The organism is Streptomyces sp. NBC_00388, from assembly GCF_036061255.1.
Taxonomy (GTDB): Bacteria; Actinomycetota; Actinomycetes; order Streptomycetales; family Streptomycetaceae; genus Streptomyces.
In genome coordinates, this window is sequence record NZ_CP107948.1 from 967,958 (window position 1) to 992,308 (window position 24,351).

Consider the following 24,351-nt stretch of genomic DNA (forward strand, 5'->3'; position numbering starts at 1 on the left):
CGTGACACTCATAGTGACCGCAGTACCGGCGATCTACCAAGATGTGCATATATCTGTCGCTCAAAGTGATGAACTCTGCGACGGGAGACCGTATTTGGCGGCCGGGCTGGCACGTTGAGAGGGACGGCCGACCGGAAGGAGAACGCGGTGTCGAGCAGCCCGGCGGTGCGCCGCGCCAAACTCGGCGCGGAGCTGCGCCGGCTGCGGGTCCTGGCGGGTCTGACCAGCGCGTCAGCGGCCGGGCTTGCGGGCTGGCACCAGTCGAAGGTCAGCAGGATCGAGACCGGGCGCAGCGGTGTGAAGCGTTCGGACGTGGCCCTGTTGCTCGATGCGTACGGGGTGCGGGACGCGCCGCAGCGCGAGTTGCTGGCGGCGCTGTGCGGGGCGGGGGCCGACGAGAGCGCCTGCTGGTGGCATGCCTACCGGAGCCTGCTGCCCGCCCCTTACCGTGACTTCATCAGGCTGGAGTCCCAGGCCTGCACCGCGCACACCTTCGAGACCTCGGTGGTGCCCGGCCTCCTGCAGACCCCCGGATACGCGAAGGCGGTCACCCGGGCCTCCCTCGACGGTCTTCCGCCCGGGACGGTGGACTCACTGGTCGATGTGCGGCTGGCGCGGCAGCGGGTACTGGAGGCGGATCCTCCGCTGGAACTCAGCGCGGTGGTCGACGAGTCGGCCCTGCACCGGCGGATGGGCGGACGCGGCGTGATGGCGGAACAGCTGCGCCATGTACGGGAGATCGCCCGGCTGCCCCATGTGCGGCTGCAGGTCATGCCGTTCGCCGCAGGCGGGCATCTCGGGCTCACCGGCTCTTTCACAATCTTCTCTTTTTCGAGCATCGTTGATCTGGATGTGGTCGTTCTCGACCATTTGATGAGTAGCCGTTATCTGGAGCGGAAAGAAGACCTCAGGGCGTACGGCGCCGCGTTCCGCAGGATCCAGGCGCGCGCCCTTCCGCAGCAGGAATCGTTGGATCTCATCGCCGGGATCGGTGACGGCGTCTAGGGAGGCATCATGTCCGCACATCCTGCGAACGTCCCTTCCAGTACTTCTCTGAACGGCGCACGGTGGCGGCGCAGCAGCCGCAGCACCGGAATGAACAACTGTGTCGAGACCGCTTTACTCGACGGCGGTCTGCTGGCCGTCCGTGATTCCAAGCGGGTGGAACGCCCGGCGCTGCTCTTCGCGGCGGACGCGTGGACCGGCTTCCTGGCCTCGGTTCAGGGCCGGGTCCCGAAGCCGGGAAGCAGGTGAGCCGCGGCCCGGCCGGTCGGTGACCGACCGGCTTCCGGTCATCCGGTGGGCGCGGTGCGCAGCACCGTGTCCACCGCCCACTCGACCTGTTCCGGCGTCAGGTCGGCGCGTGCGGTGAGCCGCAGCCGCGACACGCCGTCCGGCACCGACGGCGGGCGGAAGCAGCCGACCGCCAGGCCTGCCTCGCGGCAGTCGGCCGCCCAGCGCACCGCCTGGCCGGGCGACGGGGCGAGGACGGAGACCACCGCGGCCTGCGGGCGGACCGCGGTGAGGCCGCCCGCCGTCAGACGCGTGTACAGCGTCTGCGCCACCGTGCGGGTACGCCCGGCCAGCTGGGGCTCGTCCCGCAGCAGCCGCAGGCTCGCCAGGGCGGCGCCCGTGGCGGCAGGCGCCAGGCCCGTGTCGAAGATGAAGGTGCGTGCCTCATTGACCAGATGGGTGATGACCCGGGCCGGCCCCAGCACCGCGCCGCCCTGGCTGCCCAGGGACTTGGACAGGGTGACCGTGGAGACCACGTCGGGGGCGCCCGCAAGCCCCGCCGCGTGCACGGCGCCGCGCCCGCCATCGCCGAGCACGCCGAGGCCGTGGGCGTCGTCGGTGATCAGTGCCGCTCCGTACGTACGGCAGACCGAGGCCAGTTCCGGGAGGGGAGCGGCGTCCCCGTCCACCGAGAAGACCGAGTCGGTGACGGCGACCGCACGGCCGCCACCGTGGGCTTCGAGCGCCTTGCCGACGGCCTCGGGATCGCTGTGCGGGACGACTTCGGTCACCGCTCTGGAGAGCCGGCAGCCGTCGATGATCGACGCGTGGTTGGCGGCGTCCGAGACGATCAGCGCGTCAGGGCCGGTCAGCGCGGTGAGCACGGCGAGATTGGCCGCGTAACCGGAGGAGAAGACGAGCGCGGCCTCGAAACCGCTGAACAGCGCCAGCTCGCGCTCCAGTTCGGCGTGGAGCGCGGTGGAGCCGGTGACCAGCCGAGACCCCGTGGCACCGGCCCCCCAGCGGTGCGCGGCGTCGGCCGCTGCCCCGGTGATCTCCGGCCGGTGGCTCAGTCCCAGGTAGTCGTTGCTCGCGAGGTCCAGCAGGTCCGGGTCCGCGGCCCGTGGCCGGATCGCGCGCACCAGCCCGGCGCCGGCCCGGCGGCGCGCCGCGGTGTCGGTCCACTCGAACGGCTCACGGGGCACGGCTGGTGGCATGATCGGTCCCTTTTTGTAGGCAGTTCACAGACCCTAGCCGGGGCCATGCGGGGTCAGGGTGTGGCAATGCACACACCCCAGGTCGGTGGTGTTGTTCGGTTCCTCCTTGGCCAGAGGTGGTGCCGTAGGCCAGGATCACCCCTATGGACCTGCTGAACACGCTGGTGGACAAGGGGCTGCGGCGCGAACTGCCGACCCGCGAAGAGGCGCTCGCCGTGCTGGCGACGACCGACGACGAACTGCTGGACGTGGTGGCGGCAGCCGGAAAGGTGCGCCGCCAGTGGTTCGGGCGGCGGGTGAAACTCAACTACCTCGTCAATCTGAAGTCGGGCCTGTGCCCGGAGGACTGCTCGTACTGCTCGCAGCGGCTGGGCTCCAAAGCGGAGATCCTCAAGTACACCTGGCTGAAGCCGGACGAGGCGTCGAAGGCCGCGGCGGCCGGAGTGGCGGGCGGGGCGAAGCGGGTCTGCCTGGTCGCCAGTGGCCGCGGGCCGTCGGACCGTGACGTCGACCGGGTGTCGGAAACGATCGAGGCGATCAAGGAGCAGAACGAGGACGTCGAGGTGTGCGCCTGCCTCGGACTGCTCAAGGACGGACAGGCGGAGCGGCTGCGGGCGGCGGGCGCCGACGCGTACAACCACAATCTCAATACGTCGGAGGCCACCTACGCCGACATCTGCACCACCCACGACTTCTCCGACCGTGTGGAGACGGTCCAGCACGCCCAGGCCGCCGGTCTCTCGGCCTGTTCGGGGCTGATCGCCGGGATGGGCGAGAGCGACGCCGACCTGGTCGACGTGGTCTTCGCGCTGCGTGCCCTCGACCCGGACTCGGTACCGGTGAACTTCCTGATCCCGATGGAGGGCACCCCGCTGGCCGGGGACTGGCACCTGACGCCGCAGCGCTGTCTGCGCGTCCTGGCGATGGTGCGGTTCGTCTGCCCGGACGCGGAGGTGCGACTGGCGGGCGGGCGCGAGGTCCACCTGCGCTCGCTGCAGCCGCTCGCCCTGCACCTCGTCAACTCGATCTTCCTGGGCGACTATCTGACGAGTGAGGGCCAGGCGGGCCGGGCCGACCTGGACATGATCGCGGACGCCGGCTTCGAGGTGGAGGGCTCGGACACGACGACGCTGCCCGAACACCGTGAGGGGCTCGTGTCGGTGCGCCGCCGGGGCGCGGGCACGGATCTCGCGCCCAATGCCTGACCCCGCCGAGCTGCTCGACCTCGACCGGCGCCATGTCTGGCATCCGTACGGGCCGATGCCGGGCCGGCAGGAGCCGCTGCTCGTCGAGTCGGCGTCGGGCGTCCGGCTGCGGGTCGCCGGAGCCGGCGAGCTGGTGGACGGCATGTCGTCCTGGTGGTCGGCGATCCACGGGTACAACCATCCGGTGCTCAACGCGGCCGCTCGCGGTCAGCTGGACCGGATGAGCCATGTGATGTTCGGCGGGCTCACCCATGAGCCCGCCGTCCGGCTCGCGGCGAAGCTGGTGGAGATCACCCCGGAGCCGCTCCAGCACGTGTTCCTCGCCGACTCCGGTTCGGTGTCCGTCGAGGTCGCCGTCAAGATGTGCCTGCAGTACTGGCGTTCCGTGGGCCGTCCCGCCAAGCAGCGGCTGCTGACCTGGCGGGGCGGCTACCACGGGGACACCTGGCAGCCCATGTCGGTGTGCGACCCGGAGGGCGGGATGCACGACCTGTGGTCGGGGGTACTGCCCCGGCAGGTCTTCGCGGACGCGCCTCCGGCCGGATACGAGCAGGGGTACGCCGACCACCTCCACGACCTGATCGGCCGTCATGCCCACGAGCTGGCCGCCGTGATCGTGGAGCCGGTCGTCCAGGGCGCGGGCGGGATGCGCTTCCACTCCCCCGCGTATCTGCGGGTGCTCCGGGAGGCGTGCGACGCCCACGGGGTGCTGCTGGTCCTCGACGAGATCGCCACCGGCTTCGGCCGTACGGGCAGGCTCTTCGCGGCGGAACACGCCGGGGTCTCGCCGGATGTGATGTGCGTGGGCAAGGCCCTGACCGGGGGCTACCTGACCATGGCGGCGACCCTCTGCACCCCCCGGGTGGCCGAGGGCATCGCGCGGGGCGAGGTACCGGTGCTGGCCCACGGGCCGACCTTCATGGGAAATCCGCTGGCAGCGGCGGTGGCCTGCGCCTCGGTCGACCTGCTGCTCGGGCAGGACTGGGCGAAGCAGGTCAGCCGTCTGGAGACGGCTCTGGTGGACGGTCTGTCCGGGGCGGCGGAGCTGCCGGGCGTCCGGGATGTCCGGGTCCTCGGTGCGATCGGAGTGGTCCAGCTGGACCACGAGGTGGACATGGCGGAGGCGACACGGGCAGCGGTGCGCGAGGGCGTCTGGCTGCGGCCTTTCCGCGACCTCGTGTACACGATGCCGCCGTACATCACCGGCGATGAGGATGTGGCCCGGATTTGCCGCGCGGTGTGCGCGGTGGCACGGAAGGCGTGACATGACCATTCTCGTGGTGACGGGGACCGGCACGGAGATCGGCAAGACCGTGGTGACCGCGGCGGTGGCGGCGGCTGCGCGCGGCCGGTCCGTCGCCGTCCTCAAACCCGCCCAGACCGGGCTGCTCCCCGGGGAGCACGGCGACGCGGCCGAGGTGGCCCGGCTGGCCGGTGAGGTGACGGCCGTCGAACTGGCGCGGTACCCGGACCCGTTGGCCCCCGCGACGGCCGCACGGCGGGCCGGGCTGCCCCCGCTGGGCCCGCGGGAGGTGGCGGACGCGGCACTGAAACTGGCCACCGACCACGATCTGGTGCTGGTCGAGGGCGCGGGCGGGCTGCTCGTACGGTTCGACGCCGTGGGCGGCACGCTGGCTGACGCGGCGCTGATGATGGGGGCTCCGGTCCTGGTGGTGGCCCCCGCCGGTCTTGGCACGCTGAACTCGACCGCGCTCACCACCGAAGCGCTGCGCGCACGGCGGCTGGAGTGTGCGGGGGTCGTGATCGGCAGCTGGCCGGCCGAGCCCGGGCTGGACGCCCGGTGCAATCTGGTGGATCTCCCTGAGGTGGCCGGGGCTCCGCTGCTCGGCGCGGTGCCGCAGGGCGCGGGACGGCTGGCGCCCGCCGCCTTCAGGGAAGCGGCGCCCAGCTGGCTCGCGCCCCCGCTCGGCGGTTCCTGGGGCCCCGCGCAGGGCTGACCCACCCCGGACGCGGTGTCCGGCGGGGGCGCGGTCACCGCTTGCCCAGGGCCTTCCCGGGGAGTGCGCGCGGCCATCGGGGGCACGAGCCGGACGGGCAGGGGGCGAGAAGGCCTGCGCCCCCTGCCGTCCCGTCCGCCGGAGGAGGCCCGCGATGCCGCTGCGCAGCAGAACCCCACGCGACACCGTGCACCACCCGCTCTTCGCCCGCTTCTACGCCCGGTTCAGTGTCAGCGCCGACCGCAGGGCGGGGGTGGCCGCCCACCGCGCAGAACTGCTCGCGGGTCTCTCCGGACGGGTGGTCGAGATCGGCGCGGGCAACGGGCTGAATTTCGCCCATTACCCGGAAGCGGTCTCCGAGGTGGTCGCCGTCGAACCGGAGCGGACCCTGCGGCAGCTGGCGGTGCGGTCGGCGATGAACGCCACCGTCCCGGTGGACGTGCTGCCGGGGACGGCGGAGGATCTCCCCGTGCCGAGCGGGACGTTCGACGCCGCGGTGGTCTCGCTGGTGCTGTGCTCCGTCCGGGACCTGCCGGGAGCGGTCGCCGAGATCGGACGCGTACTGCGGCCGGGCGGTGAGCTGCGGTTCTTCGAGCACGTCCCGGCCCGGGGGCGCGCGATGGCGGCGGCCCAGCGGACCCTGGACCGCACGGTCTGGCCGAGGCTCTTCGGCGGATGCCACACGGCGCGCGACGCCACGGCCGCCATCGCGGCGGCGGGTTTCGAGCTCGGCCCGTACCGGCGGCTGACTGTGCCGGAGAGCGGCCTGCAACTGCCTTCCTCACCCTGTGTGCTGGGCAGGGCCCGGTGGCCGGAGGCTCCCGGGCCCTCGTGAGGTGACCTGCGAAGGGGCTCCACGCGGCCTCAGAGGCTCCACTGGCGCAGTTCGTCCGCGATGGCCCGGACATCGGCCTTCTCCTGCTTCACCAGTCGCGCCAGGTCCCTGACCTGCTCGGGCGAGGTGACGACCTTCAGTCCGCAGGCAACGAGGTAGCCGTAGGCGACGGCCGACGCGAACATCGCGTTGGAGTGCTCCAGAGCCGGTACGTGGAGCAGCAGTTGCAGCAGAGCGGCGGCCCGGGTGTACGGATCCTTGTAGACGGGGATCCCGAAGACCTCTGCCTCGTGGCGGCTGACGGCGGCCACCAGGGCGCCCCAGTCGATGACGGGCGGATCGCCGGGCGTCTTGTGCTCGGCCACCATCAGCAGCCAGGCCAGATCGATCCTGAGGTTCAACGGCTTCCTCGGCGGCGCTCGTCCTCGGCTGCGGATTCGTCCGCGAACACCGAGGCGTACTGCTTCATGAAGTCGGCGGCCGCCTCGACGAAGGTGTGTCCCACCTCGCCGGCGTCCCGGTTGACGAGCTCCTCGATATAGCGGTTCACGCTCACCCCTCGCTGGAGAGCCCGCTGCCGGGCCGCTTCCGCGGTCGCTTCGTCCACGCGTACGTTCAGCTGAGTCTTGGCCACTGCACCACGCTAGCGCGTGGGCGCTAGCACCGGCAAGAGCCCCCCGGCGCTGTACGGGGAGGACGGCGCACCCGCGCCCCGGCGCGTGGCGGCGCCCCCGGCGGAAAACGCTCGCCGGACCTGCGGGCGGCCTGATTGGCTCGCCTCATGAACGATTTCAGCATCCGCTGCGCCACCCTGCCGGACATCGGCGCCGTACTGCGGTTCTGGCGGCTGGCCGCCGAGGGGACCAGCGTCAGCGACGACCACGACGGAGTGGCACGCCTCCTCTCCACCGACCCGGGAGCCCTCCTCGTCGCCGAGCGCGACGGCATCGTCGCAGGGACCGTGATAGCCGGATTCGACGGATGGCGGTGCTCCCTCTACCGACTGGCCGTACGGCCGGACTGCCGCCGCCAGGGCATCGGCACGGCCCTGCTGGACGCGGCGGAGCAGCGTTTCGCCACCCTGGGCGGGCGCCGGGGCGACGCCATGGTGCTGGAGGACAACGAACGGGCCCACCGCACCTGGACCGCGGCTGGCTACCATCGCGAGGACCACTGGCGACGGTGGGTCAAACCGCTGTAGCCACCGGCGCGACCACGCCTTCACGGGCAGAGGCGCCGGGCGGTTGCGGCCCGCCGGCCCGGGCACGGGAGGAAGCGGAGCCGGAAGGGGGTCGGCCGGGCCGGATCTTTGCCTGTCCTTTACTATTGGTGTCCGTCGTACCGCCGACCGAAAGGTGTGAACGTCCGCCCATGGGCGAACCACTCCCCAGCCGACATCGCGCGCTCCTCCCCTCCCTGGCCGATCATGGGACGGAGGTGAACCGATGACCGAAGTGCTTCTGCTCATCGTGGCCCTGCTGCTCTCGCTGGCCTGCTCGGCCTTCGTGGCGGCGGAGTTCTCGCTCACGACAGTCGAGCGCAGCGAGCTCGAACAGGCCGCCGAACGGGGTGAGCGTGGCGCCGCGAGCGCGCTGCAGGCGGTGCGGGGCCTCACCTTCCAGCTGTCCGGCGCCCAGCTCGGCATCACCGTCACGAACCTGGTCATCGGTATGCTCGCCGAGCCCTCGATCGGGAAGCTGCTGCGCGGCCCCATCGAGTCGGCGGGCCTGCCGTCCGGTGCGGCCTCTTCGGCGGGGCTCGTGATCGGTACCGCTCTCTCCACTGTCTTCCTGATGGTGGTCGGCGAGCTGGTGCCGAAGAACTGGGCGATCTCTTCCCCCCTGGCCGTGGCGAAGGTGGTGGCCACTCCCCAGCGGTACTTCAGCGCCTTTTTCCGTCCGCTGATCAGCCATCTCAACAACACCGCCAACCGGCTGCTGCGCAGGCTCGGAATGGAACCGCAGGAGGAGCTGGCGTCGGCACGTTCCCCGCAGGAGCTGGTCGCGCTGGCCCGGCACTCCGCGAAAGCGGGAGCGCTGGAGGAGGACACCGCCGAGCGGTTCGTGCGCACGCTCAACCTGGCCGATCTCACCGCCGAGAACGTGATGACCCCCCGGGTCCAGGTGGTGGCGCTCGATGTACAGGCCTGCGCGGAGGACGTCGCCAACGCCACCCGGGCCACCGGGCTGTCGCGCTTCCCCGTCTACCGGGGAAGCCTCGACCAGGTCGTCGGAGTCGCCGACATCAAGGACGTCCTGGTGCTCCCCGCGGAGCGCCGGCCCCGCTTCCCCGTCTCCGAGCTGCTCCGCGAGCCCCTGCTCGTACCGGAGACCCTGACGGTGGACCGGCTGCTCGACCGCATGTACGGCAAGCGCACGATGGCCGTGGTGATCGACGAGTACGGCGGTACGGCCGGTGTCGTCACGCTGGAGGACATCGTCGAGGAGGTCGTCGGAGAGGTACGCGACGAGCACGACCCGCACGAGACCGCCGACCTCGCCGGCGCCGGCGAGGACGCCGAAGGCCGTCCGGTCTACTCGGTCGACGGATCCGCCAGGACCGATCAGCTGGAGGCGATCGGACTGCGGGTGGCGGAGGGTCCCTACGAGACCCTGGCGGGCCTGGTCGCCACCGAGCTGGGGCGGATCCCGGCCGAGGGCGACACTCTCGAACTGACCGGGTGGCGGATCGATGTGGTGGACGCGAGCGGGCGGCGCGCCGCCCGGCTGCTGCTGCACGCACCGGTGACTGCCGGGGGCGACGAAGGAAGCGACGACACGGAGGACGTGCGATGACGGCGGTCCAGTTGTTCATCGGGCTGCTGACCCTGGTGGTCAACGCCTTCTTCGTGGGCGCCGAGTTCGCCCTGATCTCGGTCCGGCGCAGCCAGATCGAACCGGCCGCCGAGGAGGGCGACCGCAGGGCGGGCAGCGTGCTGTGGGGGCTGGAACACCTGGCGGCGCTGATGGCGGCGGCGCAACTCGGCATCACTCTCTGCACGCTGGTGCTCGGTGTGGTGGCCGAACCGGCCATCGCCCATCTGCTGGAGCCTCTCTTCCACACCGCCGGGGTGCCCGGCGGGCTGATCCATCCTGTCTCCTTCGTCATCAGTCTCACCGTGGCCACGTATCTGCACATGCTCTTCGGGGAGATGGTCCCGAAGAACATCGCGCTGGCAGGACCGGTCCGCACGGCTCTGCTGCTCGGCCCGCCGCTGGTCACGCTGGCCCGGGCGCTGCGTCCGGTGATCTTCGCGATCAATTCCTTCGCCAACGCCCTGCTGAAGCTGTTGCGGGTCGAGGCGAAGAGCGAGGTGGCGGCCACCTTCACGGATGACGAACTGGCCCGCCTGGTGACCGACGCCTCGGCGGCCGGGCTGCTCGACGACCGGGCGAGCGAACGGCTCCACGACGCCCTGGAGCTGGGCCGCAGGCCGGTGCGCGATGTCATCGTGCCGCTCGAACAGGTGGTGTACGCACGCCTCGGGACGACCCCGGAGAAGCTGGAACAGCTGTCGGTCGAATCCGGCTTCTCACGTTTCCCCGTGGTCGACGACGGCCGGCGGATCCTGGGTTATCTGCACGTCAAGGACGCGCTGGACGCCATGCCACGCGACCTGCCGTTCTCGGTCCCCGCGATGCGGGCCATCGCCCGGGTACGCGCCGCCGACCCGCTGGACGACGTACTGACGGCGATGCGCCGCAGCCGTACGCATCTGGCGGCGGTGACGGACGACGACGGCACCCTCGCCGGCCTGGTGACGATGGAGGACGTCCTGCGGGAGCTGGTCGGCCGCCCGGCGGCGCAGGCCGGAGCGGGCGACTGACCGCGTGCCCTGCCGCTGTAGGATCGCCCGGCGATGAAACTGAATGCCTCCTACACAAGTCTGGTCGCGATCGGCGACTCCTTCACCGAGGGAATGTCGGACGGACTCCCCGACGGTTCGTACCGCGGCTGGGCCGACCTCCTCGCAGCGCGCCTCGCGACCCGGGTCCCCGGATTCCGGTACGCGAATCTCGCCGTACGCGGAAAGCTCATCGGCCAGATCGCCCACGAGCAGGCGCGAGCGGCGGCGGAGCTGCGGCCCGATGTCGCGACGCTGGTCGGCGGGCTCAACGACACGCTGCGGCCCAGTTGCGACATGGGGCTGGTCCGCGGGCGGCTGGAAGAGGCGGCCGGGCGGCTGGCCCCCGCTTGCGGACAGCTGGTCCTGATGCGCAGTCCCGCCCGCAACGGGCCGGTGCTGGACCGCTTCCGTCCGCGGATGGAGGAGCTCTTCACGTTCATCGACGAGCTGGCGGCGCGGCACGGCGCCCTGGTGGTCGACCTCTACAGCGCTCCGGTGCTCGGGGACCAGCGGATGTGGGACGTGGACCGGCTGCACCTGACGGCCGAGGGTCACCGCCGGGTGGCCGAGGCCGTGTGGCAGACGCTGGGCCTGCCGGCCGGGGACGACTGGCGGGCGCCGCTGCCCCCGGCCACTGCGGCCGGCTGGGCGGTCCGGCGGGGCACGGACGTGCGCTTCGCGCGCGAGCATCTGGGGCCGTGGATAGGGCGCCGGCTGACGGGGCGCTCGTCGGGTGACGGGCGCAGCGGTGCCCAGTTCTGCGCCAGGAGCGGCAAGGCGTTCTGGATCACGCCCGCGGACGACGGCGACCCCGGCCCGGTGACCGGCTGGCACCGGCTGGAGCCCTCGCCCGACGTGCCGTAGGCGGGCGCGCCGCGCCGGGCCCACGCCACACGGCGGCCGGCTCGCGCCCCGCACGGGTCACAGGACGTCAGGGGCGAGTGCGCGGACCGCGGCCACCGTGTCGGCGTCGCCGGGGCCCTTGTCCTCGCGGTAGCGCAGGACGCGCGCGAAGCGCAGGGCGAGGCCCGCCGGGTAGCGGGTGCTCCGCTGCAGCCCGTCGAACGCCACCTCCACCACCAGCTCGGGCCTGACCCGTACGACGTATCCGTCCCTGCTCACCTCGCGCGCCAGCAGTTCGCGGGTCTGCCAGGCCAGCAGTTCGTCGGTGAGGCCCTTGAAGGTCTTGCCGAGCATCACCCAGGGACCGGGGTCATCCGCCTCTCCGCGAGCGGCGAGGTGGAGATTGCTGAGCACGCCCTGCCGTCTGCCGTGCCCCCACTCCGCGGCGGTGACCACCAGGTCCAGGGTGTGCCGGGGCTTCACCTTGATCCACCCGGCCCCGCGGCGCCCTGCCGCGTAGGGCGCCGCGGGGTCCTTGACCACCACCCCCTCCTGGCCGCGGGCGACCGCGTCCGCGAAGAAGTGCCCGGCCTCGTCCGCGTCCCCGGTGACCGTCCGCGGGACCCGCAGCTCCTCCGGCACCACCGCGTCGAGCGCCTCCCACCGGGTGCGGGCGGGCAGGTCGACGAGGTCGGCGCCGTCGCGGTGCAGCAGGTCGAAGAAGTACACCCGCAGCGGTACTTCGGCGCGCAGCCGTTCCGGGTCCTGACGCGAAGCGGTACGGGCGGCCGTCACCTGGAAGGGCAGCGGGCGCCCGTCCGGCCCCACCGCCATGGCCTCCCCGTCGAGCACGGCCGCGTGCACCGGGAGCCCCGCTGCCGCCTCGACCACTTCGGGGACCCGTGAGGTGATGTCGTCCAGGCTCCGGGTGAACACGGACACCTCGTCCCCGTTCCGGTGGACCTGCACCCGGATCCCGTCCAGCTTCCACTCCAGGGCAGCGGGCCCGACCCGCTCCAGGGCCGCGGCCACGTCCGGCGCGGCCGCGGCCAGCATGGGCCGGACCGGCCGCCCGAGCTCCAGGCCGAAGGCGCGCAGCGCCTCCTGTCCACCCGTCAGGGCAGCGGCGGCGACGGCGCGGGCCGAGCCGCGGAACATCAGCGCCCGGCGAACGTCCGCCGCGGGCACCCCGGCGGCCTTCGCCACCGCGTCCGCGACCACGGCGTCGAGGGCGCCCTGCCGCAGCTCACCGACGAGGACAGCGGCGAGGAAGGACTGCTCCGACGCGGTGGCCCGGGCGAACAGGTCCTGCAGGAGGGCTCGCCGTTCCTGCTGCGATCCGGGGCCGTGCACGCCGGCCAGTGCGGCCAGGACGCCCTGGGTCTCCCGCACGCCGAGTGACGGGCCGGCCGCGGGCTCCGGCAGGTCCCGCAGGGCCGCGGGCCCCACCCCGATCCGCATCCGCCGTGACTCGCCGGAGAGCAGCGCCACCGCCGCGGGCAGGTCGTCAGGTCCCAGACTCCTCAGATACTCCGCGAGCAGGGCGGTCTTCGCGTTCCTGGCCGATTCCGAGCCGACGGCGCTGGAGGTGGCGGCAAGTTCGTACAGCAGCATGGCGGTCTCCGGGCCGGGTCGACGACGGTGAGGAATCCGTACCCGTTTCCCCGGCGCCGTCCCGGTCCGGCGGGGTCCAGTGGGGTCCAGTCGGGTCCGGCAGGGTCCAGTGGGGTACCGCGCGGTCCGGGGACTCGTCCCCGTTTTGCTCAGCGCACCCCGTGCGGGCGGAACTGCACGCTGATGCGCGGGCCCACGGGACGCGCCGTCTTGAGAATCGCGTGCTCCCAGGTGCGCTGGCAGCTGCCGCCCATCACGATGAGGTCGCCGTGCCCGAGCGGTGTGCGGAGGGTGGCGCCGCCGCCGCGCGGCCTGAGCACCAGGCTCCGGGGGGCGCCGAGGGAGAGGATGGCGACCATGGTGTCCTGACTGCTGCCCCGGCCGGTGGTGTCCCCGTGCCAGGCGACACCGTCCCGTCCGTCGCGGTAGAAACAGAGACCGGCCGTGGTGAAGGGCTCACCCAGCTCCTGCGCGTAGTGGCGCCCGAGCGCGTCACGGGCCTCGTCGAGTACGGGGTGCGGCAGCGGGTCGTCCGCGCTGAAGAACGAGAGCAGTCGTGGCACCTCCACCACTCGCTCGTACATGACGCGCTGTTCCGCGCGCCAGGGGACGTCGCGGACCAGGACGTCGAAGAGCGCGTCCGCACCGGCGAGCCACTGCGGCAGCACGTCGATCCAGGCTCCCTGCCCCAGGTGCCGGCGGCGCAGCCCGGCCAGTGGAAGCAGAGCGGTCGCATCGTCCTGGTCGAAGAGAGAACTCTGCAGGTGGACAGCCATACCGGACAGGGTACCCGAACACGTATTCGAACACCGTGCACCGACCCACGGGCCGTAGCAACCTACAAAGACATCCGGGGCACCGACCTGCAGAAACCGCCAGTAGAATCACGTCACGTGACTGCAAAGCCTCGCATCCCCAATGTCCTGGCCGGCCGCTACGCCTCCACGGAGCTCGCCGTCCTCTGGTCCCCCGAGCAGAAGGTCAAGCTGGAGCGCCGGCTCTGGCTCGCCGTGCTGCGTGCCCAGAAGGACCTCGGGATCGAGGTGCCCGGGACCGCGCTCGCCGATTACGAGCGGGTGCTCGACCAGGTCGACCTGGCCTCGATCGCCGAGCGGGAGAAGATCACCCGGCACGATGTGAAGGCGCGGATCGAGGAGTTCAACGCCCTCGCGGGCCATGAGCAGATCCACAAGGGCATGACGTCCCGTGACCTGACCGAGAACGTCGAGCAGCTGCAGATCCGTCTCTCGCTGGAGCTGGTGCGGGACCGGACCGTGGCAGTACTCGCGCGGCTCGGCAGTCTGGCCGGCGAGCACGCGGAGCTGGTGATGGCCGGGCGCTCGCACAATGTGGCCGCGCAGGCGACGACGCTCGGCAAGCGATTCGCGACCAGCGCCGACGAGCTGCTCGTGGCGTACGGGCGGCTCGAAGACCTGCTGGAGCGTTACCCGCTGCGCGGGATCAAGGGTCCCGTCGGCACCGCCCAGGACATGCTGGACCTGCTGGGCGGGGACGAGTCGAAGCTGGCCGGTCTGGAGCACCGGATCGCGGGCCACCTCGGTTTCGCGCACGCCTTCACCTCGGTCGGCCAGGTCTACCCCCGGTCGCTCGACTACGACGTGGTGACCGCGCTGGTCCAGCTGGCGGGAGCTCCTTCCTCGCTGGCCAAGACGGTGCGGCTGATGGCCGGGCACGAGCTGGTCACGGAGGGGTTCAAGCCGGGTCAGGTCGGCTCGTCCGCGATGCCGCACAAGATGAACACCCGCTCCTGCGAACGCGTCAACGGTCTGATGGTGATCCTGCGCGGCTACGCCTCGATGACCGGCGAACTCGCCGGTGACCAGTGGAACGAGGGCGACGTGTCGTGCTCGGTCGTCCGCCGCGTCGCGCTGCCCGACGCCTTCTTCGCCTTCGACGGGCTGCTGGAGACCTTCCTCACGGTCCTGGACGAGTTCGGCGCCTTCCCCGCCGTCGTCGCCCGCGAGCTGGACCGCTACCTGCCGTTCCTGGCGACCACCAAGGTACTGATGGGTGCCGTACGGGCGGGTGTCGGCCGGGAGGTCGCACACGAGGTCATCAAGGAGCACGCCGTCGCCTCCGCGCTTGCCATGCGCGAGCAGGGTGCGGAGCGCAATGAGCTGCTGGACAAGCTGGCGGCCGACGAGCGGATGCCCCTGGACCGGGCACAGCTGGACGCCCTGATGGCCGACAAGCTCTCCTTCACCGGCGCTGCGGGCGCCCAGGTGGCCGCCGTGGTCTCGCGGATCGAGGAGATCACCAAGCAGCACCCGGAAGCCGCCGCCTACACGCCCGGTTCGATCCTCTGAGGTGCCGGTGAAGCCCGAAGAGCTCGAAGCCGCCCGCGACCGCATCGTCCCGGATGTGGTCGCGGAGGGCCTCGACGTGCTGTTCTGCGGGATCAATCCGGGCCTGATGACCGCCGCGACGGGCCATCACTTCGCCCGTCCGGGCAACCGCTTCTGGCCGGTGCTGCACCTGTCGGGATTCACGCCCCGCAGACTCGACCCGTCCGAGCAGGGAGACCTTCTCGCCCTCGGTCTCGGTATCACCAACGTGGTGGCCCGGGCATCGGCCCGCGCCGACGAACTGAGCACCGAGGAGTACCGCGAGGGCGGCCGCGTCCTGACGGCCAAGGTGGAGAGGCTGCGACCGCGGTGGCTCGCCGTCGTGGGAGTCACCGCCTACCGCATGGCGTTCCGTGAACCCAGGGCACAGATCGGTCCGCAGACCAGGACGATCGGCTCCACCCGGATCTGGGCTCTGCCGAACCCGAGCGGCCTCAACGCGCACTGGACCGCGCAGACGATGGCCGAGGAGTACGGGAGGCTGCGCGAAGCGGCACAGTCCGTGCCCGGGCAGGCCACACCCTGACCCGTGCCGTGCGGCTCCGTGCTACGGCGGATCCACATCGGTGACGACAGCGACCAACTGCGACTCCTGCCCCGGGTCTGCGCCTGCGGCGGCGCCCTGCGGGGCGCCCCCCGGTACCGCCCCGACTCCTATCCAGCGCCCGTCAGCTCTCCAGAGGCAGAGAGACGACATGGTGGTGCACAGTTCGTCCCAGGGCGGCGGTATCTCCTCTCCGCCCCTGTACCGGACGAGCATGCTCCAGAGACTGAATGTCTGCGCCTCGCCCCAGCGGGTACCGAGCAGGCCCACCAGCGCCTCGCACTCGGCCGCCAGCTGATCCGCCCCCTCCGGAGCGGCGTCGTCCTCGCCGCTCAGCAGTGCGTCGCAGGTGACCAGGGCCGCGAGGTGGTAGCCGGGGCCGCCGCGCCCCGTGTCCGACCAGCCAGGCCGCACGGGGAACGCGCGGGCCCGCAGCCGGTCGATGACAGCGACGTACTGAGCGGTGGTCATCCCCTCAGTAAACCTTCCCGCACTGACAGTTGGGCACGGGTCAGGCATCACGCCGGCACAGCGCCAGCCAGCCGGCGCCCAGCGCGACGGCCACCCACCCTGCCGCCACCGCCAGTCCGCTCCACGGCCCCAGCGCACCGCCCGGGTGCAGGAGCAGAACCTGCTGTCCGGCCCTGTCCGGCAGGAAGTCGGCGAACCCCGCAGCCTGGTTCAGATCGCCGATCACGAAAGACACCAGGAGAAGGAAGGGTATGAGGACTCCCATGACGGCGGGGCCGCTCCGGAACACGGTCGCCAGGCCTGCCGCGAAAAGCGTGATCAGCGTCAGATAGAGCCCGCAGCCGACTGCGGCTCGCAGCTCCGCGACCTCCGTGACACCTGAGGCGGAATCACCGATGAGGGCCCGGCAGGCGACCACACAGGTGAGGCCCGTGACCACCCCGACCGCACAGGAGAGAGTTCCGACGACTGCGAGTTTCGCCGAGTAGAACAGACCCCTGCGAGGCACGGCGGTCAGCGAGACACGGATGGCGCCCGTGCCGTATTCGGCGGTCACAGCCGTCGCTCCGAACCAGATGGCTGCGATCTGACCGAAGTTGAGGCCGAAGAACGAGGCAAGCAGCGGATCGAAGCCCCGCCTGCCGGCCTCTTCGCTGCCTATGGTCGCGCTGCCGAGCAGGGAGAACGCCACCGTGGCCACCAGGACAGCAAACAGAGGCCCGATCAGGCTCCGTACCGAACGGATCTTGATCCATTCCGAGTGGATCACAGCGGAGAACGGCATGGCTCACACCCCCCGAGCGAGGGGCACACCGCAGGACCGGAACGGGGTCTCCCTCGCTGTGAGATCGAGATACGCCTCCTCAAGGGTCGCTTCTTCGCCGGCGAGTTCGAGAATCGCGATGCCCTCTTCAGCCGCGACAGGCCCGATGTCCTCGACCCGCGCGCCTTCGACCACCCATGTCGGGCCCTCCCTCTGCACAGCGGTGAAGCCCTTGGCACGCAGCGCGGCAGCCAGTCCGACCCCGTTGGTGCTCCGCAGCCGCACTCGTGGCCGGATCCGTGAATCGATGAAGCCCTGCATCGAGGTGTCGGCGAGCAGCCTGCCCCGGCCCAGGACGAGGAGGTGGTCCGCGAACAGGGCTGTCTCGTTCATGAGATGACTGGACACCAGGACAGTTCTGCCCTCCGCGGCCAGCCGTCGCATCAGCCCGCGCACCCAGACGATTCCCTCCGCGTCCAGACCGTTCGAAGGCTCGTCCAGCATCAGCACGGGCGGGTCTCCCAGCAGCGCGGACGCTATGCCCAGTCGCTGCCTCATTCCGAGCGAGAACGTTCTGATCCGGCCGGCCGCCACGCTCGCGATCCCGGCTGCCTCAAGTACCTCGTTCACCCGGCGCTTCCCGATGCGGTTGCTTGCGGCCAGTGTCCGCAGATGGTCGCGGGCCGTTCGCCCCGCATGCACGGCATTCGCGTCGAGCAGGGCTCCGGCCAGCCGCAGCGGCCGGGCCGCGCACGCATACCGGGCGCCGCCGATTCCGGCCGCGCCGGAGGTGGGGCGATCGAGGCCGAGGACGAGCCGCATGGTGGTGGACTTGCCCGCGCCGTTGGGCCCGAGAAACCCGGTGACCCGGCCCGGCCGCACAGTGAACGAGAGCCGGTCCACTGCCCGGTTCATTCCGTAATCCTTGGTGAGTTCACGAACTTCGATGCTGGTCATGGCTCCACCCTCCTGGCTGATCCCGCCGGGGGCCTCCCCCGGACGGGGGCACCGGCTCCCCCGCACGGGGGAGCCGCCGGGTCCTGAGCCGCTGGCACCATGGCCGCATGTACCGCTTCGTCCAGCCTCTGTTACGCCCGGTCGTCTACACGCGATGGCTGCATGTGTGCGTTCCGCTCGCGTTCGTCGCCGTATGGCTGTTCATCGATATGGAGCACTTCTATGTACCAGTGTTCCTGGTCGTCCCCCTGGGACTGGTGCCTGCCGTGCGGCTGGAGGAGGCGATCCAGGCCCAACTGCTGCTGACGCCCGACGAACGGGGCCGGCCCCGGGCCTCCATCGCGGTCGTCCCTTCGCTGACATGGACGGACCGCTGGCGCACCGTGCTCTGGCTCGAAGCCCGGCTGGCATCCGGTGTCCTGGGCGTCCTCGCACCCGTACAACTCCTCAGCCTCGGGATCAGGCTGCTCGATGCGGCGCCCTGGTGGTGCGCGCCGCTCGCCTCACTGCCGTTCGTGGCGATACCTGTCTGCATGGTCGCATCGGGCACGCTGATCACCGCCGTCGCTCGCCGGCCACCTGGCCCGTCCCGTGCACAACGGCTCACGGAGCTGGAGGAGCGGACGGAGCAGCTCCTCGAACGCAACCGCATCGCGAGGGAGTTGCACGACTCCATTGGTCACGCCCTGACCGTGGCCGTCGTGCAGGCAGGGGCCGCCCGGGCGGCGAACGACCCGGCGTTCACCGACCGCGCGCTGGCTGCCATCGAGGACACCGGACGCGAGGCGCTGGACGACTTGGAGCGAGTGCTGCTCATCCTGCGCGAGTCGGCCACCCCGCTGGCTCAGCGGCCGTCGCTCAGCGAGGCGGACCGCCTGCTGGAATCAGCGCGCAGCTCCGGTGCGAAGGTGGATGCGGAGGTCAGCGGTCCGGTCGAGCTCGTACCCGGTGCGATCTCCCGGGAGGGCTACCGGATACTCCAGGAGGCGCTGACCAATGTGCTGCGCCACGCGGGCACTGTCCCTGTACGGGTACGGATCGCTGTCGTCGCCGGCCAGCTCAGTCTGGAGGTGACCAATCCGCTGGACGGAGCCGTACAACACCCGCCCGGCGGGAGCGGATTGCGCGGCATTCGGGAGCGTGCGGCCCTGCTCGGCGGAACGGCGGAGACAGGACCGCACGAGGGCGACTGGAGGGTGTACGCACGGCTGCCACTCGACGGCCTAGGCTGACCCGGTGCCGATCTCTGTGCTCCTCGTGGACGACGAGCCGCTCGTACGTGCCGGACTGCGCGCCATTCTTGAGGCCCAGGGCGACATCCAGGTGGTCGGCGAGGCCTCCGACGGTGCGGCCGTAGTACCGCTGGTGCGGCAGCTGCGCCCCGATGTCGTCGCCATGGATGTGCGGATGCCGCTGCTGGACGGCATCGAGGCAACCCGGGCAGTACTGCGGACCGTGCAGCAGCCTCCGAGGATCCTCGTGGTGACCACCTTCGAGAACGACGAATACGTCTACGAGGCGCTGCGCGCCGGTGCGGACGGATTCCTGCTCAAGCGGGCACGCCCGGCCGAGATCGTGCATGCGGTGCGGCTCATCGCCGAGGGGGAGTCGCTGCTGTTTCCGGCAGCGGTCCGTGCACTCGCCGCGGAGTACGGCACCAGCGCGGCCAGGAAGGCACTGGACCGGGCTGCTCTCACCGCACGTGAGACCGCGGTGCTCCGGCTGATGGCACGTGGTCTGTCGAACGCGGAGATCGCCGCCCAGCTGATCGTCGGCACCGAGACGGTGAAGTCCCACGTCAGCGCCGTGCTCGCGAAGCTGGGCGCCCGGGACCGTACGCAAGCGGTGATCGCCGCGTACGAGGCGGGGCTGGTCGTGCCCGGCTGAGGGCCACCGTCCCGGCGGCCACTCGCCGCCCGACCTGTCACCCGGTACCATCCGGCACACACGCATGAGCTGAGCTGGGAGGACAGACGTTGGGGCAGCTGACCGGCGGGGATCCCTCGTTGCTGCGACGGATCAACTCCTCCGTGGTGCTGCACGCACTGCGCGGTGAGGTGTTCCCGACCCTGACGGATCTCACCCGTATCACCGGCCTGTCGCGGCCGACGGTCGAAGGCGTCATCGACGGCCTCATCACAGCCGGCCTCGTCGTCGAGGACGCACCCGAGGAGGAGGGCGAGACCCGGCGCCAGGGGCGTCCGGCACGGCGGTTCCGGTTCCGTGCGGAGGCCGGCCATCTGCTCGGTATCGAGATCGGGCCGCACCGGGTCGCCGCCCTGCTCTCGGGCCTCGACGGAGAGATCATCGGTGCGGGTTCCCGTGAGGTGACGGAGGCCGCGTCCGCCGACGAGCGCCTCGACCGGGTGCGCAGCACGGTGGCCGATGTACTGCGCCGGGCCGGGGTGGCGCGCAGTTCGCTGCGCGCGGTCGGGGTCGGCAGCCCCGGGATCGTGGAGGCCGACGGCACCGTCCGGCTGGGCACGGCGCTTCCCGGGTGGACCGGGCTCCCGCTGGGCGAGCGGCTGCGCCGGTCGTTCCGCTGCCCCGTACTGGTCGAGAACGACGCCAACGCGGCAGCCCTGGCCGAGCACTGGAAGGGGGCCGCGACCGATTCCGACGACATCGTCTTCGTGCTCGCCGGGCTGAGCCCCGGGGCGGGAGCGCTGATCGGCGGGCGGCTGCACCGGGGGTTCGGCGGCGCCGCGGGCGAGATCGGCGCGCTGCACCTGCTGGGCCGCGGCGTCACTCCCGAGAAGCTGCTGTCCACGACGGACGAGCCGCTCCATCCGCTGGACGAACCCGCGGTCGCCAAGGTCTTCGCGCACGCCAAGGAGGGCGACACCGGGGCGCGGGCCGCTGTCGAGCGGTTCATCCAGCGGCTGGTCCACGATGTGGCGGCGCTGGTCCTGGCGCTCGATCCCGAGCTGGTGGTGGTCGGGGGCTGGGCCGCCGGACTCGACGGGGTGCTGGAACCGCTGCGCGGCGAGTTGGCACGCTACTGTCTGCGCCCGCCGCGGGTCGCGCTCTCCGTACTGGGTGAGGCCGCCGTGGCGACCGGTGCGCTGCGGCTGGCGCTCGACCACTTGGAGGAGGAGCTGTTCGCCGTGGAGGGCACGGGGACGGCCCGCCGCTGAGCGCGGCGGCGGGCCGTCGTGCCGTGCCCCGGGAACAGGGACCCGGGAACAGGGTCACAGCCGCGGCCGGAGCCGGAGGACGCGGCGGCCTGCTTCCGGCCGGGGCTGTGTGCGTCCCGGGTCAGGAGGCCTTCTTGCCGCCGGGCAGTTCGTCGCTGATCTCCAGGTCGCCCGAGTCGCCGAAGGTGAGCCGGCAGGTGTCGGCCCGGTAGGTGGCGACCGATACCGCGACGGTCCTGCCTTCCGCGATGTACCGGGTGGTGACGACCAGCACCGGAGCGCCGGGCAGCCGGTCGAGCTCCTTGGCGTCGTCGGCACGGGCCGAGCCGAGCTCGACCGCGCGGTCCTGGCCTTCCAGGCTCAGGTGCTGCAGCTCACGCAGGACGGCGCGGGCACGTGCCGGCCCCGACGGTGCCTCTATGGCCGACAGACCGGGCACGGACCCGACCGGCACGTACACCAGCTCAGCGGCGACGGACTGACCTTGCGTCACCCGGATCCTGCGTACGGTGTGGACCGTGTCGTCGCCGACGGTGTCGAGGAGCCGGGCGACCGCGGCCGGCGGGGCGGCACTGCCGCACTCCACGGGCTGCCAGGAATCGTCCGACGCGCCCGGCCAGGTCTGCTGTGATGTCGATACGTCGACACCGACCCGCGGCGGCGCGACCGTGGTGCCGACCCCCCGGCGGCGCTGCAGGCGACCCTCCAGTTCGAGCTGCTCCAGAGCCTGACGCAGCGTGGCCCGCGCGACACCGAAACGGGCGGCCAGCTCACGCTCGTTGGGGAGGATCTCCCCGACCGCGAACTCCGAGTCCAGCGCGTCGGTGAGCACGGTCTTGAGGTGCCAGTACTTCGGCTCCGGCACCGATTCCAGCTGCGTGGTCCCCACCCTGATCCTCCGCAATCGCCGTGTCCCCGGCGGGTTTTCTGTGCCCTTGTTTATTAAAGGTTCCTGCACTAACTCTGCGAGAGTAGGGCGGCACCTCATCTTGGTCAAGACCAATCCTCACCCGATCGCGGAGCGCAGTGGGGCACTTACACAGAGCGTTCACGGGAAGTTATCGGCCGGGTCCGCGTGTTGCGGCCCGGACAGCCGGAACCAGCCGGGCCCGTACAGCGAGGAGCCCCGCGGCGCAGACGGCGCGCGGGGCCGGGGGCGAGAGCTCATTCCGCATCAGGGCGCACCCCGGTCCCGCGGAGGCAGATGCCCCTACTCGACGGAGAGCAGCAGGAGTTTGTCGGGGTTGCGCACCACGTAGATCTCGGCGATCCGGCCGTCCCTGACCTCCGCCTGGACCACGGTGTCCACCACTCCGCCGGAGACGACCACGATCGCCGGGGCCCCGTTGAGTTCCCTGATCCGGAACTCGGCGCCCTCGACGCCCTTCCCCGCGACCCCGAGCAGAAAGCGGCCCACCTTGTCCGCGGACTCGATGACGCGCAGCGGCGCCCTGGACTTGCCGCCACTGTCGCCCACCAGACGCACCCCGGGCGTGAGCAGGGCAAGCAGCTCGTCCAGATTTCCCCCGGACGCCGCCGCGAGGAACCGCTCGGTCAGATCGCGGCGTTCGGACGGATCGACGTCGTACCTCGGCCTGCGCTCCTCCACATGATGCCGGGCCCGGCCTGCGAGCTGGCGCACGGCCGCCTCACCGCGGTCGAGCACGACAGCGATCTCGGAGTACGGGAAACCGAAGGCCTCCCGGAGTACGAACACCGCGCGCTCCAGTGGGGAGAGCGATTCCAGTACGACCAGAACGGCGAACGACACCGACTCGGCGAGCAGCGCCCGCTCGGCCGAGTCGGGCACGGCCGGCCCGAAGTCGGTGGCGAGCGGTTCGGGAAGCCACGGCCCCACGTACGCCTCGCGCCGCGACCGCACCTGCCTCAGCCGGTCGAGAGCCAGCCGGGTGGTGATGCGCACGAGGTAGGCGCGCGGTTCACGCACGTCATCGCGGTCGGCGGCCGACCACCGGAGCCAGGCATCCTGGACGACATCCTCCGCGTCGGCCACCCGGCCGAGCATGCGGTACGCCACCCCGGTCAGTACGGAGCGGTGTTCTTCGAAGAGATCGGTCACCGTGTCGGTCGCCACTCCCCCATCCCAGCCGACCGGGCCGCCGCTGTCCAGAAGGAATCGCCGGAAGAAGCCCCCCGGCGGCCACCGGACGGCCGGGGGGACGACGGCTCGGCCGGTTCCGCGCGGGAGCCGGGCGGGGAAGCCGCCGGGCCGCCCGCGCGCCGGCCTCCACCGCGCCCCCTCCTGCTGCGCCCCGGCTCTCTCCCGGGCCGCCCCTGCCGCGCGCCACCCGGTTTCTGCGCCGCCCCCTTGAAGTACAAGCTACTGAAGGGTAATTGTTACTGACGCAGCGTCTAAGTACTGGCACCGGCCCTCGGTGGCCCTACCCCCAGGAGCAACAGCATGACCGCCCAGGCCTCCTTCACGATCGACACCCCCACGGGGCAGCAGCCGGTCTCGGTCGCGTACGAGCGCACCGGGTCCGGGGAACCGCTCCTGCTGCTGCACGGCATCGGCCACCACCGGCAGGCCTGGGACCCCGTGGTCCACATCCTGGCGGCCGAACGCGAGGTGATCGCCGTGGACCTGCCCGGATTCGGCGCCTCCCCCGCCCTGCCCGACGGTGTGGCGTACGACCTGGCCTCCGTGGTCCCGGTCCTCGGCTCGCTGTGCGGGGCGCTCGGTGTGGAGCGGCCTCACGTGGCGGGGAACTCGCTCGGCGGTCTTCTCGCACTGGAGCTGGGCAGCAGGGGGCTCGCGCGGTCGGTCACCGCGCTCTCGCCGGCGGGTTTCTGGACCCAGGCCGAGCGGCGCTACGCATTCTCGGCGCTGGCCGCGATGCGGCAGGGCGCCCGGCTGCTGCCGCTCCCCGCGGTGGAGCGGTTGTCGCGGACGGCGGCCGGCCGGGCGGCTCTCACCGGCACCATCTACGCGCGGCCGGGGCGTCGTTCGCCGGAGGCTGTCGTCGCCGAGACCCTGGCGCTGCGCGGGGCGACCGGCTTCGACGCGACTCTCGCCGCCGGGCGGGAGGTGCTGTTCACCTCGGAGGTGAGCGACGTCCCCGTGACCGTGGCCTGGGGCACGAAGGACCGGCTCCTCCTGCGCCGCCAGGGCATCAGGGCCAAGCGGGTCATGCCCGGTGCGCGACTGGTGCGGCTGCCCGGGTGCGGTCACGTCCCGATGAACGACGACCCCGCCCTGGTGGCCCGCGTCATCCTCGACACCAGCCGCTGAGCGGCGCCGGGGCTCCCCGGAACCGAGAACCACCCCCACCGGCAGCCGGCGCGGCCGCCGCGCGTCCGCCCGCCGGCCGCGGAACCGTCCGCCCCCGCGACGGCGTCC

The 24,351-nt window shown here is 71.7% G+C and carries 26 protein-coding genes; 16 read left to right on the top strand and 10 right to left on the bottom strand.

Going from position 1 to position 24,351, the window contains the following annotated elements; translation table 11 throughout:
* Positions 1-147 precede the first annotated feature (147 nt).
* Positions 148-1,005: a helix-turn-helix domain-containing protein gene (locus OG917_RS04375; RefSeq protein WP_328316192.1), complete on the top strand. Its 858-nt coding sequence runs from the start codon at positions 148-150 to the stop codon at positions 1,003-1,005.
* A gap of 9 nt (positions 1,006-1,014) precedes the next feature.
* Positions 1,015-1,254, top strand: coding sequence for a DUF397 domain-containing protein (locus tag OG917_RS04380; protein ID WP_328316193.1), 240 nt, complete (start codon positions 1,015-1,017; stop codon positions 1,252-1,254).
* A gap of 38 nt (positions 1,255-1,292) precedes the next feature.
* Here OG917_RS04380 and OG917_RS04385 read toward each other — a convergent pair whose 3' ends face one another.
* On the bottom strand, positions 1,293-2,450 hold the full coding sequence (locus OG917_RS04385; RefSeq protein WP_443058908.1) for an 8-amino-7-oxononanoate synthase: 1,158 nt from the start codon (positions 2,448-2,450) through the stop codon (positions 1,293-1,295).
* Positions 2,451-2,593: 143 nt separating this feature from the next.
* Between OG917_RS04385 and bioB the strand changes: the two genes are divergently transcribed.
* From bioB to OG917_RS04405, 4 genes are all read left to right on the top strand, one after another.
* Entirely contained in the window at positions 2,594-3,655 is a 1,062-nt protein-coding gene (gene bioB, locus OG917_RS04390) for a biotin synthase BioB (protein WP_328316194.1), read from the top strand.
* The gene (locus tag OG917_RS04395; RefSeq protein WP_328316195.1) at positions 3,648-4,919 is read left to right on the top strand and encodes an adenosylmethionine--8-amino-7-oxononanoate transaminase; all 1,272 of its coding nucleotides are present in this window, start codon (positions 3,648-3,650) and stop codon (positions 4,917-4,919) included. Before bioB ends, OG917_RS04395 begins: the two co-directional genes overlap by 8 nt.
* Position 4,920: 1 nt before the next feature.
* Positions 4,921-5,613: a dethiobiotin synthase gene (gene bioD / locus OG917_RS04400; protein ID WP_328316196.1), complete on the top strand. Its 693-nt coding sequence runs from the start codon at positions 4,921-4,923 to the stop codon at positions 5,611-5,613.
* A 154-nt stretch (positions 5,614-5,767) separates the two neighbouring features.
* Positions 5,768-6,448: a class I SAM-dependent methyltransferase gene (locus tag OG917_RS04405; protein ID WP_328316197.1), complete on the top strand. Its 681-nt coding sequence runs from the start codon at positions 5,768-5,770 to the stop codon at positions 6,446-6,448.
* 29 nt (positions 6,449-6,477) lie between these two features.
* Here the strand turns inward: OG917_RS04405 and OG917_RS04410 are convergent, their stop codons facing one another.
* On the bottom strand, positions 6,478-6,849 hold the full coding sequence (locus OG917_RS04410; RefSeq protein WP_328316198.1) for a fic family toxin-antitoxin system, toxin component: 372 nt from the start codon (positions 6,847-6,849) through the stop codon (positions 6,478-6,480).
* Positions 6,846-7,082, bottom strand: coding sequence for an antitoxin (locus tag OG917_RS04415; protein ID WP_328316199.1), 237 nt, complete (start codon positions 7,080-7,082; stop codon positions 6,846-6,848). Before OG917_RS04415 ends, OG917_RS04410 begins: the two co-directional genes overlap by 4 nt.
* A gap of 147 nt (positions 7,083-7,229) precedes the next feature.
* Between OG917_RS04415 and OG917_RS04420 the strand changes: the two genes are divergently transcribed.
* The 4 genes from OG917_RS04420 to OG917_RS04435 all read left to right on the top strand — a co-directional run bounded on the left by OG917_RS04420 (position 7,230) and on the right by OG917_RS04435 (position 11,159).
* On the top strand, positions 7,230-7,649 hold the full coding sequence (locus OG917_RS04420) for a GNAT family N-acetyltransferase (protein WP_328316200.1): 420 nt from the start codon (positions 7,230-7,232) through the stop codon (positions 7,647-7,649).
* A gap of 244 nt (positions 7,650-7,893) precedes the next feature.
* Positions 7,894-9,243, top strand: coding sequence for a hemolysin family protein (locus OG917_RS04425; RefSeq protein ID WP_328316201.1), 1,350 nt, complete (start codon positions 7,894-7,896; stop codon positions 9,241-9,243).
* A complete protein-coding gene (locus OG917_RS04430; protein ID WP_328316202.1) occupies positions 9,240-10,274 on the top strand; it encodes a hemolysin family protein in 1,035 nt (344 codons plus the stop codon). Before OG917_RS04425 ends, OG917_RS04430 begins: the two co-directional genes overlap by 4 nt.
* Positions 10,275-10,307: 33 nt before the next feature.
* A complete protein-coding gene (locus OG917_RS04435) occupies positions 10,308-11,159 on the top strand; it encodes an SGNH/GDSL hydrolase family protein (RefSeq protein ID WP_328316203.1) in 852 nt (283 codons plus the stop codon).
* A 57-nt stretch (positions 11,160-11,216) separates the two neighbouring features.
* Here the strand turns inward: OG917_RS04435 and OG917_RS04440 are convergent, their stop codons facing one another.
* Positions 11,217-12,752 carry an ATP-dependent DNA ligase gene (locus OG917_RS04440; RefSeq protein WP_328316204.1) on the bottom strand — a complete coding sequence of 512 codons (1,536 nt, stop codon included), beginning with the start codon at positions 12,750-12,752 and terminating at the stop codon, positions 11,217-11,219.
* Between the two features lie 149 nt (positions 12,753-12,901).
* A complete protein-coding gene (locus OG917_RS04445) occupies positions 12,902-13,528 on the bottom strand; it encodes an alpha-ketoglutarate-dependent dioxygenase AlkB (RefSeq protein WP_328316205.1) in 627 nt (208 codons plus the stop codon).
* Between the two features lie 117 nt (positions 13,529-13,645).
* On the opposite strand from OG917_RS04445, the gene purB reads away from it, so the two are divergent.
* Both purB and mug read left to right on the top strand, forming a co-directional pair.
* Positions 13,646-15,079 carry an adenylosuccinate lyase gene (gene purB, locus OG917_RS04450; RefSeq protein ID WP_328316206.1) on the top strand — a complete coding sequence of 478 codons (1,434 nt, stop codon included), beginning with the start codon at positions 13,646-13,648 and terminating at the stop codon, positions 15,077-15,079.
* Positions 15,080-15,086: 7 nt separating this feature from the next.
* Complete coding sequence (gene mug / locus OG917_RS04455; RefSeq protein WP_328316207.1) at positions 15,087-15,644, top strand: G/U mismatch-specific DNA glycosylase; 558 nt, start codon at positions 15,087-15,089, stop codon at positions 15,642-15,644.
* A 21-nt stretch (positions 15,645-15,665) separates the two neighbouring features.
* Here the strand turns inward: mug and OG917_RS04460 are convergent, their stop codons facing one another.
* Genes OG917_RS04460 through OG917_RS04470 form a run of 3 tightly spaced genes read right to left on the bottom strand, consistent with a single transcriptional unit; the run spans position 15,666 to position 17,853 of the window.
* On the bottom strand, positions 15,666-16,133 hold the full coding sequence (locus OG917_RS04460) for a hypothetical protein (RefSeq protein WP_328316208.1): 468 nt from the start codon (positions 16,131-16,133) through the stop codon (positions 15,666-15,668).
* Positions 16,134-16,173: 40 nt separating this feature from the next.
* Complete coding sequence (locus OG917_RS04465; RefSeq protein WP_328316209.1) at positions 16,174-16,917, bottom strand: ABC transporter permease; 744 nt, start codon at positions 16,915-16,917, stop codon at positions 16,174-16,176.
* A gap of 3 nt (positions 16,918-16,920) precedes the next feature.
* Positions 16,921-17,853, bottom strand: a complete 933-nt coding sequence (locus OG917_RS04470) for an ATP-binding cassette domain-containing protein (protein ID WP_328316210.1) — start codon at positions 17,851-17,853, stop codon at positions 16,921-16,923.
* A gap of 107 nt (positions 17,854-17,960) precedes the next feature.
* Between OG917_RS04470 and OG917_RS04475 the strand changes: the two genes are divergently transcribed.
* From OG917_RS04475 to OG917_RS04485, 3 genes are all read left to right on the top strand, one after another.
* Positions 17,961-19,085 (top strand): sensor histidine kinase, encoded by a 1,125-nt coding sequence (locus tag OG917_RS04475; protein WP_328316211.1) that lies wholly within the window; start codon positions 17,961-17,963, stop codon positions 19,083-19,085.
* Between the two features lie 4 nt (positions 19,086-19,089).
* The gene (locus tag OG917_RS04480; protein WP_328316212.1) at positions 19,090-19,740 is read left to right on the top strand and encodes a response regulator transcription factor; all 651 of its coding nucleotides are present in this window, start codon (positions 19,090-19,092) and stop codon (positions 19,738-19,740) included.
* Positions 19,741-19,829: 89 nt separating this feature from the next.
* Positions 19,830-20,990, top strand: a complete 1,161-nt coding sequence (locus tag OG917_RS04485) for an ROK family protein (RefSeq protein ID WP_328316213.1) — start codon at positions 19,830-19,832, stop codon at positions 20,988-20,990.
* Positions 20,991-21,111: 121 nt separating this feature from the next.
* Here OG917_RS04485 and OG917_RS04490 read toward each other — a convergent pair whose 3' ends face one another.
* A complete protein-coding gene (locus OG917_RS04490; RefSeq protein WP_328316214.1) occupies positions 21,112-21,879 on the bottom strand; it encodes a GntR family transcriptional regulator in 768 nt (255 codons plus the stop codon).
* A 321-nt stretch (positions 21,880-22,200) separates the two neighbouring features.
* Entirely contained in the window at positions 22,201-23,085 is an 885-nt protein-coding gene (locus tag OG917_RS04495; protein WP_328316215.1) for an RNA polymerase sigma-70 factor, read from the bottom strand.
* Positions 23,086-23,412: 327 nt separating this feature from the next.
* Between OG917_RS04495 and OG917_RS04500 the strand changes: the two genes are divergently transcribed.
* Entirely contained in the window at positions 23,413-24,243 is an 831-nt protein-coding gene (locus tag OG917_RS04500) for an alpha/beta fold hydrolase (protein WP_328316216.1), read from the top strand.
* Positions 24,244-24,351 lie beyond the last annotated feature (108 nt).

What these genes read in the sequence shown, in the direction of transcription:
- OG917_RS04385 (WP_443058908.1), bottom strand. Translation starts at nt 2,450, where the DNA reads ATGCCACCAGCCGTGCCCCGTGAGCCGTTCGAGTGGACCGACACCGCG.
- OG917_RS04500 (WP_328316216.1), top strand. Translation starts at nt 23,413, where the DNA reads ATGACCGCCCAGGCCTCCTTCACGATCGACACCCCCACGGGGCAGCAG.
- OG917_RS04465 (WP_328316209.1), bottom strand. Translation starts at nt 16,917, where the DNA reads ATGCCGTTCTCCGCTGTGATCCACTCGGAATGGATCAAGATCCGTTCG.
- OG917_RS04395 (WP_328316195.1), top strand. Translation starts at nt 3,648, where the DNA reads ATGCCTGACCCCGCCGAGCTGCTCGACCTCGACCGGCGCCATGTCTGG.
- OG917_RS04420 (WP_328316200.1), top strand. Translation starts at nt 7,230, where the DNA reads ATGAACGATTTCAGCATCCGCTGCGCCACCCTGCCGGACATCGGCGCC.
- OG917_RS04475 (WP_328316211.1), top strand. Translation starts at nt 17,961, where the DNA reads ATGTACCGCTTCGTCCAGCCTCTGTTACGCCCGGTCGTCTACACGCGA.
- OG917_RS04425 (WP_328316201.1), top strand. Translation starts at nt 7,894, where the DNA reads ATGACCGAAGTGCTTCTGCTCATCGTGGCCCTGCTGCTCTCGCTGGCC.
- OG917_RS04405 (WP_328316197.1), top strand. Translation starts at nt 5,768, where the DNA reads ATGCCGCTGCGCAGCAGAACCCCACGCGACACCGTGCACCACCCGCTC.
- OG917_RS04460 (WP_328316208.1), bottom strand. Translation starts at nt 16,133, where the DNA reads ATGACCACCGCTCAGTACGTCGCTGTCATCGACCGGCTGCGGGCCCGC.
- OG917_RS04380 (WP_328316193.1), top strand. Translation starts at nt 1,015, where the DNA reads ATGTCCGCACATCCTGCGAACGTCCCTTCCAGTACTTCTCTGAACGGC.
- OG917_RS04430 (WP_328316202.1), top strand. Translation starts at nt 9,240, where the DNA reads ATGACGGCGGTCCAGTTGTTCATCGGGCTGCTGACCCTGGTGGTCAAC.
- bioB (WP_328316194.1), top strand. Translation starts at nt 2,594, where the DNA reads ATGGACCTGCTGAACACGCTGGTGGACAAGGGGCTGCGGCGCGAACTG.
- bioD (WP_328316196.1), top strand. Translation starts at nt 4,921, where the DNA reads ATGACCATTCTCGTGGTGACGGGGACCGGCACGGAGATCGGCAAGACC.
- OG917_RS04440 (WP_328316204.1), bottom strand. Translation starts at nt 12,752, where the DNA reads ATGCTGCTGTACGAACTTGCCGCCACCTCCAGCGCCGTCGGCTCGGAA.
- OG917_RS04470 (WP_328316210.1), bottom strand. Translation starts at nt 17,853, where the DNA reads ATGACCAGCATCGAAGTTCGTGAACTCACCAAGGATTACGGAATGAAC.
- OG917_RS04445 (WP_328316205.1), bottom strand. Translation starts at nt 13,528, where the DNA reads ATGGCTGTCCACCTGCAGAGTTCTCTCTTCGACCAGGACGATGCGACC.
- OG917_RS04435 (WP_328316203.1), top strand. Translation starts at nt 10,308, where the DNA reads ATGAAACTGAATGCCTCCTACACAAGTCTGGTCGCGATCGGCGACTCC.